The sequence below is a fragment of the Pseudomonas sp. 2995-1 genome (assembly GCF_002742505.1).
GTDB classification, from domain to species: Bacteria; Pseudomonadota; Gammaproteobacteria; order Pseudomonadales; family Pseudomonadaceae; genus Aquipseudomonas; species Aquipseudomonas sivasensis.
Genome location: NZ_LJSA01000356.1, coordinates 97,275 through 113,192 on the forward strand (window position 1 = coordinate 97,275; position 15,918 = coordinate 113,192).

The following is a 15,918-nucleotide window of genomic DNA, read 5'->3' on the forward strand; positions in this document are numbered from 1 at the left end:
GCAGATCCAATGTGGGAGGGGGCTTGCTCCCGATAGCGGAGTGTCAGCAAACCAATCCGGTGACTGATACACCGCTATCGGGAGCAAGCCCCCTCCCACATTTTTGTTCAGTGGCGGTAGGTCGAGCCGGTGTGTTGTTCAGGTAGGCGAGCACTGCCGTGGAAGACTTTTTCACGTAGCGTGCCGTTCTCATATTCGGTCTTGTACGACCCACGCTTCTGCAGCACCGGCACGACCAGGTCGATAAAGTCCACATAGCTTTCCGGCGTCACAATCCGCGTCAGGTTGAAGCCATCCAACCCGGTTTCGCTGATCCACGATTCCAGCTCGTCAGCGACTTGTTCGGGCGAGCCGACCAAGGTGATATAGCGTCCGCCGAGGGCGTGCTGCTCCAGTAATTTGCGCCGGGTCCAGTCGTTGTTTTGCAGGTTCTTGGTGGCCGACTGGATTGCGTTGCTCTTCACGTACTGGATCGGTTCGTCGATTTCGTACTGGGAAAAATCAATCGCGGTGGACGCCGAGAAGTGGGCCACGCCGGCCTCCGCGCTGGCATAGCTCAGGTACTCGGCATGCTTGGCCCAGGCCTGTTCTTCGGTGGCGCCGACGATTACGTTGAGGCCCATGAACACCTTGATGTCATCCGGATTCCGCCCGGCCTCGACTGCACTGGCGCGCACCTTGTCCACCTGGACCTTGGTCGACGCTTTGTTCTGCCCGCTGATAAACACGCACTCGGCATGGCGCCCGGCGAACAGCAAGCCACGGTCCGAGCTGCCGGCCTGGAACAGCACCGGCGTACGTTGCGGCGACGGTTCACATAGGTGATAACCCTCCACCTGATAAAACTCGCCATGGTGCTCGACCTTGTGCACCTTGCCCGGCTGCGCGTAGACCCGCGCTTGCGGATCGTTGAGCACCGCGTCGTCTTCCCAACTGCCTTCCCAGAGTTTGTAGAGCACTTCCAGGTACTCATCGGCCTGGTCGTAGCGCCGGTCATGCTCGACCTGCTCGCTAAGGCCCATGGCTTTGGCGGCGCTGTCGAGGTAGCCGGTGACGATGTTCCAGCCCACCCGGCCACGGCTCAGGTGATCAAGCGTGGACATGCGTCGGGCGAACAGATACGGCGGCTCATACGTGAGGTTGGCGGTCAGGCCGAAGCCTAGATTCCTGGTGACCGCAGCCATGGCCGAGACCAGCAGCAACGGGTCGTTGACCGGCAGTTGGATCGACTCCTTGAGCGGCACGTCGATGGAGTTTTGATAGACGTCGTACACGCCGACGATATCGGCGATAAACAAGCCATCGAACAGCCCACGCTCCAGGGTTTGCGCCAACTCAGTCCAGTACTCGATGGTCTTGTACTGGGTGGACGTATCCCGTGGGTGGGTCCACAGACCGTGGTTGATGTGCCCGATGCAGTTCATGTTGAAGGCATTGAGCAGGATCTTTTTCTTCGCCATCAAATGGTCCCCCGCAGTGGCGGGTTTTCAGCATTGAGGTAGTAATTGCCTACCGCGTGGTACTTCCAGCGCACCGGGTCGTGCAGGGTGTGCACCCGTGCGTTGCGCCAGTGGCGGTCGAGGCCGTGCTCGGCCAGGGTCGCCTGGCTGCCGGCGAGTTCGAATAAGGTGCTGCCGGCGGCCAGGGAGATTTCGGTGCTCAAGGCGCGTACTTCGGCCACGGCAATCGAGGCAGCCGCAACGGTGTCGGCATTGCTGTCGGCCTGGGCGCGGTCGAGGAATTCACCTGAGCGTTCCAGCAATGCCTCTGCGGCGTGCAGACGGATGCTCAAGTGGCCGAAGCTCTTCAGGGTCAACGGGTCTTCAGTGGCCTTGTCGTTGCCGGAATCGATCCATGGGCGAGTCTTGGTGCGCACAAAGTGCAGCGCATCCTCAAAGGCGGCGCGGGCGATGCCGGTGTCGATGGCAGCATGAAGAATCTGCGCGAGCGGGCCGACGGTAGTCGGGCGTTCAAAGGCGCTTTGGAAAGGGATCACGTCGTGGGCAGCGACCCACACGTTATCGAACACCACCGAGCCGCTGCCGGTGGTGCGCTGGCCAAAGCCGCTCCAGTCGTCAATCACGCTCAGGCCTTCGCTGTCGCGCGGTACAAACGCCAACTGCTGAACGCCGTGTTCATCCACCACGGAGGTCGGGATGCGTTGCGCGTAGATCGCACCGGTTGAGTAGAACTTGCGGCCCGTGATGCGAAAGCCGTCGCCGTCGCGGGTGATGCTCGTGACGCGATCGTGAGCGGTCTTGGTGCCCAGTTCTGCAAGGGCATTGCCGAAGCGCTGGCCGGCGAGTACTTCGGCGTACAGGCGTTGTTGCTGCGCCGGGCTGCCGTTCACGCGCAGCACTTCCAAGGCATAGAAATGGTTTTGCGGAATCTGGCCCAGGGAGGCGTCGGCCTGGGCGATCAATGCGATGACCTTCGCCAGGGTGACGTTGGACACGCCCGCACCGCCGTATGCCTTCGGCACGCTGATGCCCCACAGGCCGGAGCGGGAAAACACGTCCAACTCGGGCAGCGGCAGGCGGCGTTCGCGGTCGCGCTGGGCGCTGTCGCGGCGGAAGTCTTCGGCCAGGTCGCTGGCGACAACAAGGGCTTGTTCATCGCTGGTGATAACCGCGACGTGATGAGAAAGGGTCATGCGTATTTCTCCAGAGGTCTGGTCGGTTAAATCCAGGAGTGGCGAGCAGGCAGGGTGCCGTTCAAGCGATAGGTGCCCACCGCGTGGTACTTCCAGCGCACGGGGTCGTGCAGCGTGTGTACGCGCGCGTTGCGCCAATGCCGGTCGAGGTTGAACTCAGCGAGGGTGGCGCGACTGCCGGCCAGTTCAAAGAGCTTCTCGCTGACCAGCAACGACACTTCAGTGGTCAACACTTTGGCCTCGGCCACGGCGATTGAGGCGCGTGCAGCGGACTGCGCGGTAATCGGCGCGGCACTGACCTGATCCAGCACTTGGCCGGCCTTGCGCAAGAGCGCTTCGGCGGCGTGCAGCTCGATTTTCAGCTTGCCGATATCGGCGATCACGTACAGGTCATCGCTGGCGCGTTCGACCTTGGCGTCGATCCAGGGCCGTGAGCGCTCGCGAACAAAGCTGATGGTGTCATCCAGAGCACCACGGGCGATGCCGGCGTCGATCGCGGCCTGGATCAATTGCGAGACGGCGCCCTGGATGTTCGGGCTTTCGCCGATGCGCCAGTTGTCGACCACCAGGTCGGCGTCGACCGGCACCTGGTCGAGCAGCACCGTACCGCTGGCGGTGGTGCGTTGGCCGAAGCCTGACCAGTCATCGACGATGCGCAGCCCTTCGGTGCCACGGCGCACGAACGCCATGACCTGCTTGCCGTCATCGTTCAGCGCCTTGATCGCTACCCAGTGGGCAAACAGCGCACCGGTGGAGTAGAACTTCTGGCCGCTGATCACGTAGCCGTCGCCTTGGGCAGTGATGCGCGCCTTGAGCTCCAGGGTGTTTTTGGTGCCGCGTTCCGGGCCGCCATTGCCGATGCGCCAGCCGTCGAGCACGCTCTGGAACAACTGTTTTTTCTGGCGTTCGGTGGCAGCGCCCTGCAACAGGTGCAGGATGCCGAAATGGTTCTGCGGGATCTGCCCGAGGGCCGGGTCTGCCGCGCTGATGATTGCGAACACGTCGGCCAGCGTCACGAATGACACTTGCGGGCCGCCGTACTCGCGGGGAATGGAAATACTGCCCAGCCCGCTGCGGGTGAACTGCTCGATCTGTGCCCATGGCAGCTTGCGTTGCTGATCGCGCGTGGCGGCTTGCAGGCGCGCGGCCTCGGCCAGCTCATGGGCGGCGTTCAGCGCCTCGGCGTCGTTGCGCAGCACGGCGGCCGGCAACAGCAGCGGTGCTACGTCCAGATCACGTTGGGGGGGTGTTAGAGCCAAGTTAGACATCAGCGCCGCTCCTTGGCTGCACGTAATGCCCTGGCGTTGTGCACCGGGGTAATTCTGACCATACCGACCTCGCATTCAATGAAATGAAAACAGAAAAATCAAAGATGTCCGGTGGTCCGGTGCATATACCCTAAGCTTGTTAAATATTTAAATAAACTAACTTTTGGGAATATGCATAGAAGGGCGATCAACCGGGTTCACAGGGTGAGCCCAGAGGGCGTCGCTGATAGACCGGCGCGGTGCCGGCCGGACGGGTGATCGCGCTGGCGGCAATACGTAGCGTCCGGGCTGGCGCCCAGCGCGAATTGTTGCCGACCCGGTCCAGAATGCAGTAAGTCACCTCCAACCGGCTGTCGTCGCCGGCCTCGACTATCAACGTCGGCGGCACCCAAACCTGCACCGCCTGGCCGACGGCCTTGGCCTGTATCTTCGGCAGGTCCATGCGTGCGTCGCCCCAACGCAGGGTGATGGCATCGCCGGTGGTCATGTTCAGGTAGGGCTCGATGGTCAGCGGAATCCCCCGCCGCACCTGGCTGGCATTCACGCCGTAGCGGCGAATGGTGTCCGGCAGACCCACCGGGGCAAGGTTCTGGTTTTCACCGCTGTAGAGGGCGCAGGGCAGGCCTCCGGGGGAGTTGGTTTTCACACGCAGGTGCGTCATGGCCGAACGTGCCGGGGCGCGGCCGACCTGCATGATTTGGTAATGAACCTGAGCGACACCCTCCTGCACAAAACTTTCCGGAACACGCAGTCGGGTAGGCATGCCGACTTCGCAGGCAGTCACCCGCCGTGAGGCCGCAAAACAGTTGTTCCAGAACAGCTCGATCAGATCGCCGTCATCCATGCCAGGGTAGGGTGCGATATCGACCAGCAGCTGTGCGGCTGCCAGGGCATTGATGCCGTTTCGAAGGGCCTGTGGCAACGTCGGGGCGGTGAGCAGGGCCGGGGTTGCAGTGCACGTCATAAGTAATCTCCTTGATGCAGCCAGCAGCAATCGTTCCGACCCTTAGGCGCAGGTGCGCAGCGGGGCTGAAAGGAACGATTCAGTGAATAGCCGGGATAGGATCCAATCCTCTGGGCCTTAGATAAGAGGGTTGGCCAAGGGGCGTCAATGGCGGCAAAAGGCTTAACGGCGGGTTCGGTGATATTCAGACGGGTCTGACTGGACGGGGGATTTTAAGGCGCAATAGCGAGCGTGTTTTACAGCTGTGGGCGAGGACTTCTTGTAGGAATACTAATGGTGGCGAGGGAACAAGCTCCCTCGCCACAAATGCTCAATCGTAGGGTGCAGTTAATGCGCGAGGAATTTGCTCAAAAACTGCCGCGTGCGTTCTTCCTTGGGGTTGGCAAACAACGCCTTGGCTTCGCCCTGTTCCACGATCACGCCCTTGTCGAAAAAGATCACCCGGTTGGCAACGTCTCGGGCAAAGCTCATTTCGTGGGTGACGATGACCATGGTGCGATTCTCCTCAGCCAGGCTGCGGATGGTCGCCAGCACTTCACCCACCAGTTCCGGATCGAGGGCCGAGGTGGGTTCGTCGAACAGAATCACCTCCGGCTCCATGGCCAATGCACGGGCAATCGCCACGCGCTGTTGCTGACCACCGGACAGACGCCGTGGGTAGGCGTCTTCCTTGCCCGCCAGGCCGACCCTGGCCAGGAGCTTGCGCCCCAGGGCAATAGCGTCTTCGCGCGGCATCTTCTTGACCACGGTGGGGCCTTCGATGACGTTTTCCAGCGCAGTGCGATGTGGGAACAAGTTGAAGTTCTGGAACACAAAACCCACGTGTTGGCGCAGGCGCCGCACCAGGTTCTGTTGCTGGTTGAGCGGTTTGCTGCCGTCGATCTGGATGTCGCCCACCTTGATGCGGCCGCTGGTGGGTTCTTCGAGGAAATTCAGGCAGCGCAGGAAGGTGGTCTTGCCGGAACCGCTGGGGCCGATGATGGCGACAACTTCGCCTTCCTTGACCTCAAGGTCGATGCCGTTGAGCACCACCTGACCGTTGAATTGTTTGGTCAGTTTTTCAACCACGATCATGCTTCAAGACTCCAGGTCATGCCGGTTGACCCGGTCTTCCAGACGATTTTGAAAATGCGCCAGGATGCTCGCCAGTACCCAGTAGATCAGAGCGGCGGACAGATACATGGTGAAAATTTCGAAGGTACGCGCCGACACCAGTTGCGCTTGGCGAAACAGCTCCGGCACCTGAATGGTGGCGGCCAGCGCCGTGTCCTTGACCAGCGAAATAAAGCTGTTGCCCAGCGGCGGCAGCGCGGTGCGCATCGCCTGCGGCAGGATGGCCCGGCGCAGGGTCTGCGCGCGGGTCATGCCGATACTGGCAGCGGCCTCCCACTGGCCACGCTCGATAGACGCGATGGCGGCCCGCAGGATTTCACACGCGTAGGCGGCCATGTTCAGCGAAAAGCCGATCATGGCTGCCGGGATCGGATCCAGCTCGATGCCCACTTGCGGCAAGCCGTAGTAGATCAAAAACAGCTGTACCAGCAAGGGCGTGCCGCGAAAGAACGACACATAGACACGGGCAGTCCAGCTCAGCAGCTTGAAGCGCGACAGACGCATCAAGGCCAGGCCGAAGCCCAGCAGCAAGCCGAAGAACATGCCGCCAAGGCTGAGAATCACCGTGTAATACGCGCCCTTGAGCAGAAAGGGCGCGGAGTCCAGCGCGAGTTGGAAACCTGCTTCCATTATTGAGTGACGTCAGCGTTGAAGTACTTCTCGGACAGCTTCTTCAAGGTGCCATCGGCGCGCAGCTTGTCGAGGGCCTTGTTCACCGCTTCCAGCAGTTCAGGCTCGCCTTTGCGCAGCGCGATACCGGCTTCCTGGCGGGAGAAGGCATCGCCTGCAGCGGCGGTGTCCGGGGCTTTCTTGGCGTATTCCAGGGCGGCCAGGCGGTCGATCAGAATCGCGTCGATACGGCCGATGCGCAGGTCCTGGAACTTGGTCGGATCATCGTTATAGGTCTTGATGATGGCTTTGGGTTGGTTGTCCTTGAGCCATTGCTCGTAGTTGGTGCCCAGGCCCACACCAACTTTTTTGCCGGCCAGGTCGTCGGCGGTCTTGATGGTGTCAACGTTCTTCTTCAGCACCAGCGCCTGGATACCGGAAACGGTGTAAGGCGTGGAGAAATCGTACTTCTTCTTGCGCTCTTCAGAGATGGTCACTTGGTTGACCACTGCGTCCAGGCGCTTGGATTCCAGGGCGGCGAGGATCCCATCCCATGGCGTGGCCTGCAGCTTGACCTTGACGCCCAGCTCCTTGGCCAGCGCTTCGGACAGCTCGACTTCGAAACCGCTGAGCTTGCCGCTTTCATCGACGAAGCTGAACGGCGGATAGGTGCCTTCCAGGCCGATTTTGATCTCGCCGGCCTTTTTGATGTTGCCCAGTTGCTCGCCGGCAACGGCCTGGCCCAGCAGGCTGGCACCGAGAGCCAAACCCAAAGTACCGACCAGCAACGTGCGACGGAATACGGAAATAGTCATGAAGAGCCCCTGTGTTTTTATGTTGAGCGAAGCAGGTGACGCGGTAGTCGTATCCTGCCTTAAAGCGCGAAGCGCGTCTTCGCCTTCGGCGCGATGATAAAGCCCGGTTTTAAGACTTGAAAATAATATAAAACTCAATTGATATTCTTTTTATGAATATGCGTTGAGTCTAATGTGGTAAGGGGCTTGCCCCCGATAGCGGTGTATCAGTAACAGATGAGCTGGCTGACACTCCGCTATCGGGGGCAGGCCCCTTTCCACATTTAGCCCGCGTTTATTCAGTTGAAAACCGAGTCATAGGCAAACAACGCCGGTGCCCCACCGGTATGCAGGAAAATAATCGGGCCATCTTCAAAGCGCTGGCGCCCGATACCGTCCAGCAAGCCGGCCATGGCCTTGCCAGTGTAGACCGGGTCCAGCAGCAGGCCTTCCTGGCTCGCCAATAGCTTGACCGCCGAAAGGGTCCCGGCGTTCGGTTCGCCATAACGCGGGCCGAAGTATTCGTCCCACAGGATCACCTTGAAGGCTTCGGGGATATCCACGCCGAGCAACTCGGCAGTGCGTTCGGCCAGGCCCTGTACTTTGGGGCGCTGGGCTTCGTCGGTGCGCGATACGGTGACGCCGACTACCGGTAAGTTCGGCAGTACTTCACTCAACGCCAAGGCCAGGCCGCTGTGGGTGCCCGCACTGCCGGACGCCAGTACCACGGCGGCGAATTCGATGCCGCTGTCTTCGATCTGCGCGGCCAGTTCCAGCCCGGCGCGCACATAACCTAAGGCGCCGAGGGCATTGGAGCCGCCGATGGGCACCAGGTACGGCTTCTTGCCGTTGCTGCGCAGGCGATCGGCGAGGGCGTTGAGTTGGTCGTCGACGTTATCGAGGTTTTCCACCAATTCCACCTTGGCGTCGAACAACTCCAGCAGCAGGCGATTGCCGTTGCCCAGGTAGTTGGGGTCTTCGGTACCGGTGGGGTTTTCCAGCAGGGCCACGCAGCCTAGACCGAGCTTGGCGGCAAGGGCGGCAGTCTGGCGTACGTGGTTGGACTGGATGGCACCGGCGGTCACCAGGGTGTCGGCCCCCTGAGCGATGGCGTCGGCGGCCAGATATTCGAGTTTGCGCAGTTTGTTGCCGCCCATCGCCAGTGGCGTGGTGTCGTCGCGCTTGACGTAGATGTCCCGTCCCAACCAGGTCGACAACCGTTCGAGTTTTTCCAGGGCGGTGGCGCCGCCGAGCAGGTCCAGGCGGTTAAAACGGTCGAGCTGTTGCTTGATCATGGCTACGCACGGTGGCTAAGGGATGAAGCGACTATAGGCAGGCACTTTTCATCGGGCAACCGTCAATCGCTTATGCCCGATGGTTCTTAGCATCACACCATTGGTTCTTAATGGCGGCCAGGGTGCATATCGTAAAGTGATGGCCATTACGTCAGGAGTAAATACTGTGAGTGAGCGTTCCAGTCATTGGCAATTGCAGACCATTGTCAGCCAGTTGCGCGGCGCCCGGGACCAGTGGCGAACGCGCAATGGCCGCTTGAGCGGCGAGCATGGCGGACGCGAATTGCCGTCCCGAGAAGCCGTTGCACAAATCCTCGAAGCGCTGTGCGGCGCGCTGTTCCCGATGCGCTTGGGGCCGGCGGATTTGCGTGAAGAAAGTGAAGATTTTTACGTCGGTCATACCCTCGACGTCGCGCTCAATGCGTTGCTCGCTCAGGCGCGTCTTGAGCTGCGTTATGCCGCGCGACAGGGCGGGCAGGATGACAGCCAGATCGATGCCCACGCCATCCGCCTGATCCAGGGTTTTGCCCTGGCCTTGCCGTCTCTGCGCAGCCTGCTGGACACCGACGTACTCGCCGCTTACCACGGCGACCCGGCCGCGCGCAGTGTGGATGAAGTGTTGCTGTGCTATCCGGGGATCCTGGCGGTGATTCACCACCGTCTGGCCCACCACTTGTACCGCGCCGGCTTGCCGCTGCTGGCGCGGATCATTGCGGAAATCGCCCACTCGGCCACCGGCATCGACATCCACCCCGGCGCGCAGATCGGCCCGAGCTTCTTTATCGACCATGGGACCGGTGTGGTCATTGGTGAAACCGCGATCATCGGCGAGCGGGTGCGCATCTACCAGGCCGTGACGTTGGGCGCCAAGCGCTTCCCGGCAGATGAAGACGGGCAGTTGCAGAAAGGCCATCCGCGTCACCCGATCGTCGAGGATGATGTGGTGATCTACGCCGGGGCGACGATCCTCGGACGGATCACCATCGGCAAGGGCTCGACCATTGGCGGCAATGTGTGGCTGACGCGCAGTGTGCCGGCTGAGGCGAACATTACTCAGGCGAATCTGCAGCATGATGACGGGGCGCAGAAGTAAAACCCTACGCAGATCCCCTGTGGGAGGGGGCTTGCTCCCGACGGCGCAGTGTCAGTTGGTACATTCATTGACTGACACGCTGCCATCGGGAGCAAGCCCCCTCCCACATTGTTAGCCTCATTCCAGATTTACCCCGCAATCGCTGAACGATTTGCCTCCCCCACCCGTCATACCAATCCTTGAGCTAGTGTAGGAATAACCGACCACTCAGCCCTGCGATTAGTCCAAAACCGCCTATCCATGTTTAACTTGAATGTTCGTTCAAGTTAAACCCGGTGGTTCGCTGCCCGCTCACAACAGGAGGCTTACCTTTGCTGAGTCCGTTATTTACAGCCACATGCTCCAACCTCGGGGTGCATCGCTCATGAGTGCATCGTCCACCCCAGCCAGCGGCCAAGTGCGCATGAATGCGCCGGTTTTCTACTTCGCCGCGACCTTCATCCTGCTGTTCGGCATCACTGTCATCGCTATCCCGCAACAGGCCGGTGCCTGGTTGCTGGCAGCGCAAAACTGGGCGGCCAATACGGTCGGCTGGTACTACATGCTGGCGATGACCCTGTATCTGGTCTTCGTGGTGGTCACCGCGCTATCGGGCTACGGCAAGATAAAACTCGGTGCCGACCACGACGAGCCCGAATTCAGTTACCTGTCCTGGGCCGGCATGCTGTTCGCCGCAGGGATCAGCATCACGCTGTTCTTCTTCTGCGTCTCCGAGCCGCTGACGCACTTGGTGCAGCCGCCCCAAGGCGCGCCGATGAACGCCGATGCCGCGCGCCAAGCCATGCAGATTCTGTTTCTGCACTGGGGCCTGCACGGTTGGGGTGTGTTTGCCTTTGTCGGCATGGCGCTGGCGTATTTTGCCTACCGGCATAACCTGCCGCTGGCGCTGCGTTCGGCGCTGTACCCGCTGATCGGTAAGCGCATCAACGGCCCTATCGGCTACGCGGTGGATGGCTTCGGCATCATTGCCACGGTGTTTGGTCTTGGCGCCGACATGGGCTTCGGCGTGCTGCACCTCAACTCCGGCCTCGACTACTTGTTTGGCATTGCCCACACCCAGTGGATTCAGGTCGGTTTGATCACCCTGATGATGGGCGCGGCGATCCTTGTTGCAGTGGCCGGCGTCGATAAGGGCGTGCGAGTGATGTCCGACATCAACATGCTGCTGGCCTGCGCGCTGCTGCTGTTTGTGTTGTTTGCCGGGCCTACCCAGCACTTGCTCAACACCTTGATCCAGAACATCGGTGACTACCTCGGCGCGCTGCCGACCAAGAGTTTCGACGTTTACGCCTACGACAAGCCGAGCGACTGGCTGGGCGGTTGGACGGTGTTCTACTGGGCCTGGTGGATCGCATGGTCACCGTTCGTGGGCCTGTTTATCGCGCGGATTTCCCGTGGCCGCACCATCCGCGAATTCGTGTTCGGCGTGCTGCTGATCCCGCTGGGCTTTACCCTGGCGTGGATGTCGATCTTCGGCAACAGCGCCATCGACCAAGTGCTCAACCACGGCATGACCGCGCTCGGTCAGTCGGCCATCGATGACCCGTCGATGAGCCTCTACCTGCTGCTGGAAACCTATCCGTGGAGCAAAACCGTTATCGCGGTGACCGTGTTTATCAGCTTCGTGTTCTTCGTCACCTCGGCGGACTCGGGCACGGTAGTTTTGTCGACGCTGTCGTCCAAAGGCGGCAACGCCGATGAAGACGGGCCGAAATGGCTGCGGGTGTTCTGGGGTGCGATGACCGCGCTGGTCACCAGTGCGTTGCTGTTTGCTGGCAGTATCGACTCGCTGAAATCGGCGGTGGTGCTGACCTCGCTGCCGTTCTCGCTGATTCTGTTGCTGATGATGTGGGGTCTGCACAAGGCTTTCTATCTGGAGTCGCAAAAGCAGATCGCCCAGTTGCATTCCTTGGCGCCGATCTCGGCTTCGCGTAAAGGCAAGGGCGGCTGGCGCCAGCGCTTGAGCCAAGCGGTGCATTTCCCATCGCGCGATGAGGTGTACCGCTTCCTTGAATCGACGGTGCGCCCGGCGATTGAAGAAGTGACGGCGGTGTTTGTCGAGAAGGGACTTTCGGTGGTCACCCAACCGGATCCATCCAACGACAGCGTGAGCCTGGAAATCGGCCATGGCGAGGAGCATCCGTTCATCTACCAGGTGCAGATGCGCGGCTACTTCACGCCGTCGTTTGCCCGTGGCGGCATGGGCTCCAAAGAGATCAACAACCGTCGCTATTACCGGGCGGAAGTGCACTTGAGCGAGGGCAGCCAGGACTACGACCTGGTGGGCTACACCAAGGAGCAGATCATCAACGACATCCTCGACCAGTACGAGCGGCACCTGCAGTTCCTGCACCTGGTGCGCTAGGTTTTGCGCAGGCCAGCGGTGACGTTGGGCTTGCGTGAAATTGCAGTTTTTTATGAGTCTTATCGTTCCTCTGGCGTAGGACTTTGCTGTACAACGAAAGGGCAGACTTAAGCGATTCAGCTGGTTAAAAGGCCTGGGAATAACCTTATTCCCAGGCCTTATTTGCCCTAGACCCAGAGAGGATTCGATGACGTACATTGCTGCCGAAAACCGCTATGAATCTATTCCGTATCGCCGCGTAGGCCGCAGTGGATTGGTGCTGCCTGCACTGTCCCTGGGGCTGTGGCACAACTTTGGCGACAGCACCCCGATCGACACCCAGCGCGCCCTGTTGCGCACGGCGTTCGACCTGGGTATCAACCACTTCGACCTGGCTAATAACTACGGCCCGCCCTACGGCAGTGCCGAGATCAATTTCGGTCGTTTGCTGCGTGAAGACTTCAAGCAGTACCGCGACGAATTGATTATCTCCAGCAAGGCCGGTTGGGACATGTGGCCCGGCCCTTACGGCCAGGGCGGCGGTTCGCGCAAATACGTGCTGGCCAGCCTGGACCAAAGCCTGCAGCGCTTGGGCGTCGACTATGTGGATATTTTCTATTCCCACCGCTTTGACGCCGACACCCCGCTTGAAGAAACCGCCAGCGCCCTCGCCACCGCCGTGCAACAAGGCAAGGCGTTGTACATCGGCATTTCGTCGTATTCCGGCGTGAAGACTCGCGAAATCGCTGCGCTGCTCAAGGAGTGGAAGGTACCGCTGCTGATCCACCAGCCGGCCTACAACCTGCTCAACCGCTGGGTGGAAAAAGACCTGCTCGATACCACCGAGGAACTCGGCGCCGGTGTGATCGCTTTTACGCCACTGGCTCAGGGTTTGTTGACCGACAAGTACCTCAACGGCGTGCCGGCTGATGCACGGGTCAATCGCCCGGGCGGTGGTTCGTTGCAGGCCAAGCACTTGTCCGACGCCAACATCGCCCATGTGCGTGCGCTGAACGAAATCGCCCAGCGCCGTGGTCAGAGCCTGGCGCAACTGGCACTGGCGTGGACGTTGCGTGATCCACGGGTCACCAGTGCGCTGATCGGCGCGAGCCGGCCGGAGCAGATTATCGAGAACGTCGGAGCGTTGAAGAACTTGAGCTTCACTGCGGAAGAACTGGCGGAGATTGATCGGTTTGCGCAGGAAGGCGGGATTAACCTGTGGGAAAAGCCATCGACCGCTGAATAATTTGGTATGACTCGGTCAATGTGGGAGGGGGCAAGCCCCCTCCTACATTTGATGTGCAGTGTGGTTTAGAACGGCACGTCCCCAAGAATCGTTGCCCGATGCATCACCCGCCGCTGCGGCCGGTAGTCATCCACCGCGTAGTGCTGGGTCACGCGGTTGTCCCAGAACGCCACGTCGTTTTCCTGCCAGCGCCAGCGGATAGTGAATTCGGGGCGCGTCGCGTGGGCGAATAACAGCTTAAGAATCGCCTCGCTTTCCGCCGGTTCCAGTTCATTGATCCTGGTCGTGAACCCGTCGCTGACAAACAGCGACTTGCGTCCACTCACCGGGTGAGTACGCACCACCGGGTGCGACAGCGGCGGGTTCTTCCTACGGGTTTCTTCCCAGCGCAACAGGTCTTCGGCGGTGTTGCCGAAGCGCTCCAGCGGAAAAGACTTAGTGAAATCGTGGGTGGCGGTGAGGCCGTTGAGCAACGCCTTAAGCGGCTCGGACAACGCCTCATACGCCGCAATACCACTGGCCCACAACGTGTCGCCACCAAACGCCGGCAACAGCTTGGCGCTAAGTACCGCGCCGAGCGCCGGGGTGGGCAGGAAGGTCACGTCGGTGTGCCACACGGCGTTGTCGCGTACGTCGGTGACGGCGGTGTCGAGGATCAGCACTTCGGGCTGTTCCGGCACGTTGGGGTAGATCGGATGAATATGCAGGTCGCCAAAATTCGCGGCGAACCGCGCTTGTTGCTGCGGGGTGATCGGCTGGTCACGGAAGAACAGCACCGAGTGGCGGAGTAACGCCTGCTCGATGGCATCGCGGTGTTCGGCGCTCAGCGGCTGGGTAATATCGACGCCACTGATCTGTGCGCCCAAGGCAGTGCTCAATGGGGTAACGGTCAGGCTGCTCATGCGGTTCTCACTCAATGTGCCTGGCCATGCCAAGGCACTAACTTACGCTGCAGGGCACGCAGGCCCATTTCCATGGCGAAGGCGATCAGAGCGATCACCAGGATCCCCAGCACCACCACATCGGTGACCAGGAACTGCGCCGCCGACTGCACCATAAAGCCCAGGCCGCTTGTGGCGGCGATCAGCTCGGCAGCGACCAAGGTCGACCAGCCCACACCCAGTCCGATGCGCACGCCGGTGAGGATGTCAGGCAGGGCGCTTGGCAGGATCACATGGCGAATCAGCTGGGCGCGGGTGGCGCCCAACGACTGCGCGGCGCGCAATTTGGCCGGGTCGACGGTGCGTACGCCGGTCGCGGTGGCGATGGCAATCGGTGCGAAGATCGCGAGGTAAATCAGCAGCACTTTAGACAGCTCACCGATGCCGCACCAAATCACAATCAGCGGCAGGTAGGCCAAAGGTGGAATCGGTCGGTAGAACTCGATCAGCGGGTCGAGAATGCCTCGGGCAATGCGATTGGAGCCGATGGCGATGCCCACCGGCACGGCGGTCAGCACCGCGAAGCCCAGGCCCAGGCCGATACGGCTGAGGCTCGCGCCCAGGTGTTGCCACAGAGTGGAGTCCATATAGCCCGTGGTCGCCAGCAACCAGCCTTTTTGCAGCACGGCGGACGGCGGTGGCAGGAACAGCGGTTCGATCAAACCGGTGGCGGTCACCCCCCACCAAATTGCCAGGAGCGCGGCCAGTGTCAGCAGGCTGATCCAGCGTGTGCTTAAGCTGCGGCGCACCGCAATGACCGCGTGCGTCACCGGCTTGGCGGCGGTGGCGGGAAGTTCGTAGCTGCTCATGCGGACACCTGCCGTTGGGAGAACACTTTGCCCAGCACGTGTTCGCGGGTCTCGATAAAGCGCGGGTCGGACTTGATCGCCCGCGCCGATTCACCCGCCGCATAGCGTTGGCCGAAGTCCAGGTGCAGGCGTTCCACGATCTGGCCTGGGTTGGGCGCCAGCAGGATCAAATCAGTGGCGAGGAACACGGCTTCTTCGATGTCATGGGTAATCAGGAACACAGGCTTGGCCGTGCGGCGCCAGACTTGCAGCAACAACTCCTGCATCTGTTCGCGGGTGAAGGCATCGAGGGCGCCGAAGGGTTCGTCCATCAGCAGCACACGCGGGTCTGCCGCCAAGGCGCGCGCGAGGCCGACGCGTTGCTTCTGGCCGCCGGAGAGCTGCCAGATACGGCGGCTGTCGAAACCCGCCAGGTCCACCAGCGCGAGCATTTCCCTGGCACGTACTTCACGTTGGGCCTTGGGTACGCCGGCCAATTCGAGGCCGAAGCCGACATTGGCCAACACATCCTGCCAGGGCAGCAACGCATCGTCCTGAAACACCACGCCACGCTCGGCGCTGGGGCCTTTGACCGGCACGCCATCAAGGGTAATGCGCCCGGCAGAAGGTTCGACAAAACCGGCAATCAGGTTCAACAGCGAGGTCTTGCCACTGCCGGACGGCCCGAGGGCCACCAGCAATTGCTGGGGCCCAAGGTCGAGTGAAATATCCGCCAGTACCGGTTCCGGGGCGCCTGGGTACTGTGCGCTGATGCGCTCCAGTTGTAGCAAGGCCATCGCGATGAACTCC

At 61.0% G+C, this 15,918-nt stretch carries 14 protein-coding genes; 3 read left to right on the forward strand and 11 right to left on the reverse strand.

What is annotated here, in order from left to right:
• Window positions 1-107 precede the first annotated feature (107 nt).
• The 8 genes from AOA61_RS16050 to AOA61_RS16085 all read right to left on the reverse strand — a co-directional run bounded on the left by AOA61_RS16050 (window position 108) and on the right by AOA61_RS16085 (window position 8,696).
• Entirely contained in the window at window positions 108-1,460 is a 1,353-nt protein-coding gene (locus AOA61_RS16050) for an LLM class flavin-dependent oxidoreductase (RefSeq protein ID WP_099602128.1), read from the reverse strand.
• Window positions 1,460-2,653 carry an SfnB family sulfur acquisition oxidoreductase gene (locus AOA61_RS16055; protein ID WP_099602129.1) on the reverse strand — a complete coding sequence of 398 codons (1,194 nt, stop codon included), beginning with the start codon at window positions 2,651-2,653 and terminating at the stop codon, window positions 1,460-1,462. The genes AOA61_RS16050 and AOA61_RS16055 overlap by 1 nt, the downstream gene beginning before the upstream one ends.
• A gap of 26 nt (window positions 2,654-2,679) precedes the next feature.
• Window positions 2,680-3,921, reverse strand: a complete 1,242-nt coding sequence (locus tag AOA61_RS16060) for an SfnB family sulfur acquisition oxidoreductase (RefSeq protein WP_099602130.1) — start codon at window positions 3,919-3,921, stop codon at window positions 2,680-2,682.
• Between the two features lie 187 nt (window positions 3,922-4,108).
• A complete protein-coding gene (locus AOA61_RS16065) occupies window positions 4,109-4,885 on the reverse strand; it encodes a hypothetical protein (RefSeq protein WP_099602131.1) in 777 nt (258 codons plus the stop codon).
• A gap of 327 nt (window positions 4,886-5,212) precedes the next feature.
• Entirely contained in the window at window positions 5,213-5,959 is a 747-nt protein-coding gene (tcyN, locus tag AOA61_RS16070; RefSeq protein ID WP_032884920.1) for an L-cystine ABC transporter ATP-binding protein TcyN, read from the reverse strand.
• A 3-nt stretch (window positions 5,960-5,962) separates the two neighbouring features.
• Window positions 5,963-6,628: a cystine ABC transporter permease gene (tcyL, locus tag AOA61_RS16075; RefSeq protein ID WP_032884921.1), complete on the reverse strand. Its 666-nt coding sequence runs from the start codon at window positions 6,626-6,628 to the stop codon at window positions 5,963-5,965.
• Window positions 6,628-7,422 (reverse strand): cystine ABC transporter substrate-binding protein, encoded by a 795-nt coding sequence (tcyJ, locus tag AOA61_RS16080; protein ID WP_032884923.1) that lies wholly within the window; start codon window positions 7,420-7,422, stop codon window positions 6,628-6,630. Before tcyJ ends, tcyL begins: the two co-directional genes overlap by 1 nt.
• Window positions 7,423-7,700: 278 nt before the next feature.
• Window positions 7,701-8,696, reverse strand: a complete 996-nt coding sequence (locus AOA61_RS16085; RefSeq protein WP_032884924.1) for a D-cysteine desulfhydrase — start codon at window positions 8,694-8,696, stop codon at window positions 7,701-7,703.
• A gap of 166 nt (window positions 8,697-8,862) precedes the next feature.
• Here AOA61_RS16085 and epsC point away from each other — a divergent pair, with 166 nt between their 5' ends.
• The 3 genes from epsC (at window position 8,863) to mgrA (ending at window position 13,379) form a co-directional block, all read left to right on the forward strand.
• Entirely contained in the window at window positions 8,863-9,789 is a 927-nt protein-coding gene (epsC, locus tag AOA61_RS16090; protein ID WP_095186296.1) for a serine O-acetyltransferase EpsC, read from the forward strand.
• A gap of 403 nt (window positions 9,790-10,192) precedes the next feature.
• Window positions 10,193-12,154 (forward strand): choline transporter BetT, encoded by a 1,962-nt coding sequence (gene betT, locus AOA61_RS16095; RefSeq protein ID WP_163033287.1) that lies wholly within the window; start codon window positions 10,193-10,195, stop codon window positions 12,152-12,154.
• Window positions 12,155-12,341: 187 nt separating this feature from the next.
• Window positions 12,342-13,379, forward strand: a complete 1,038-nt coding sequence (mgrA, locus tag AOA61_RS16100) for an L-glyceraldehyde 3-phosphate reductase (protein ID WP_032884927.1) — start codon at window positions 12,342-12,344, stop codon at window positions 13,377-13,379.
• 65 nt (window positions 13,380-13,444) lie between these two features.
• On the opposite strand, the gene tauD is transcribed toward mgrA, so the two are convergent.
• From tauD to tauB, 3 genes are read right to left on the reverse strand one after another with little or no spacing between them, the layout of a single operon-like run.
• Window positions 13,445-14,281, reverse strand: a complete 837-nt coding sequence (tauD, locus tag AOA61_RS16105) for a taurine dioxygenase (protein ID WP_099602132.1) — start codon at window positions 14,279-14,281, stop codon at window positions 13,445-13,447.
• A gap of 11 nt (window positions 14,282-14,292) precedes the next feature.
• Window positions 14,293-15,129: a taurine ABC transporter permease TauC gene (gene tauC / locus AOA61_RS16110; protein ID WP_032884931.1), complete on the reverse strand. Its 837-nt coding sequence runs from the start codon at window positions 15,127-15,129 to the stop codon at window positions 14,293-14,295.
• Window positions 15,126-15,905, reverse strand: a complete 780-nt coding sequence (tauB, locus tag AOA61_RS16115) for a taurine ABC transporter ATP-binding subunit (RefSeq protein ID WP_032884932.1) — start codon at window positions 15,903-15,905, stop codon at window positions 15,126-15,128. The genes tauC and tauB overlap by 4 nt, the downstream gene beginning before the upstream one ends.
• Between the last annotated feature and the right edge of the window lie 13 nt (window positions 15,906-15,918).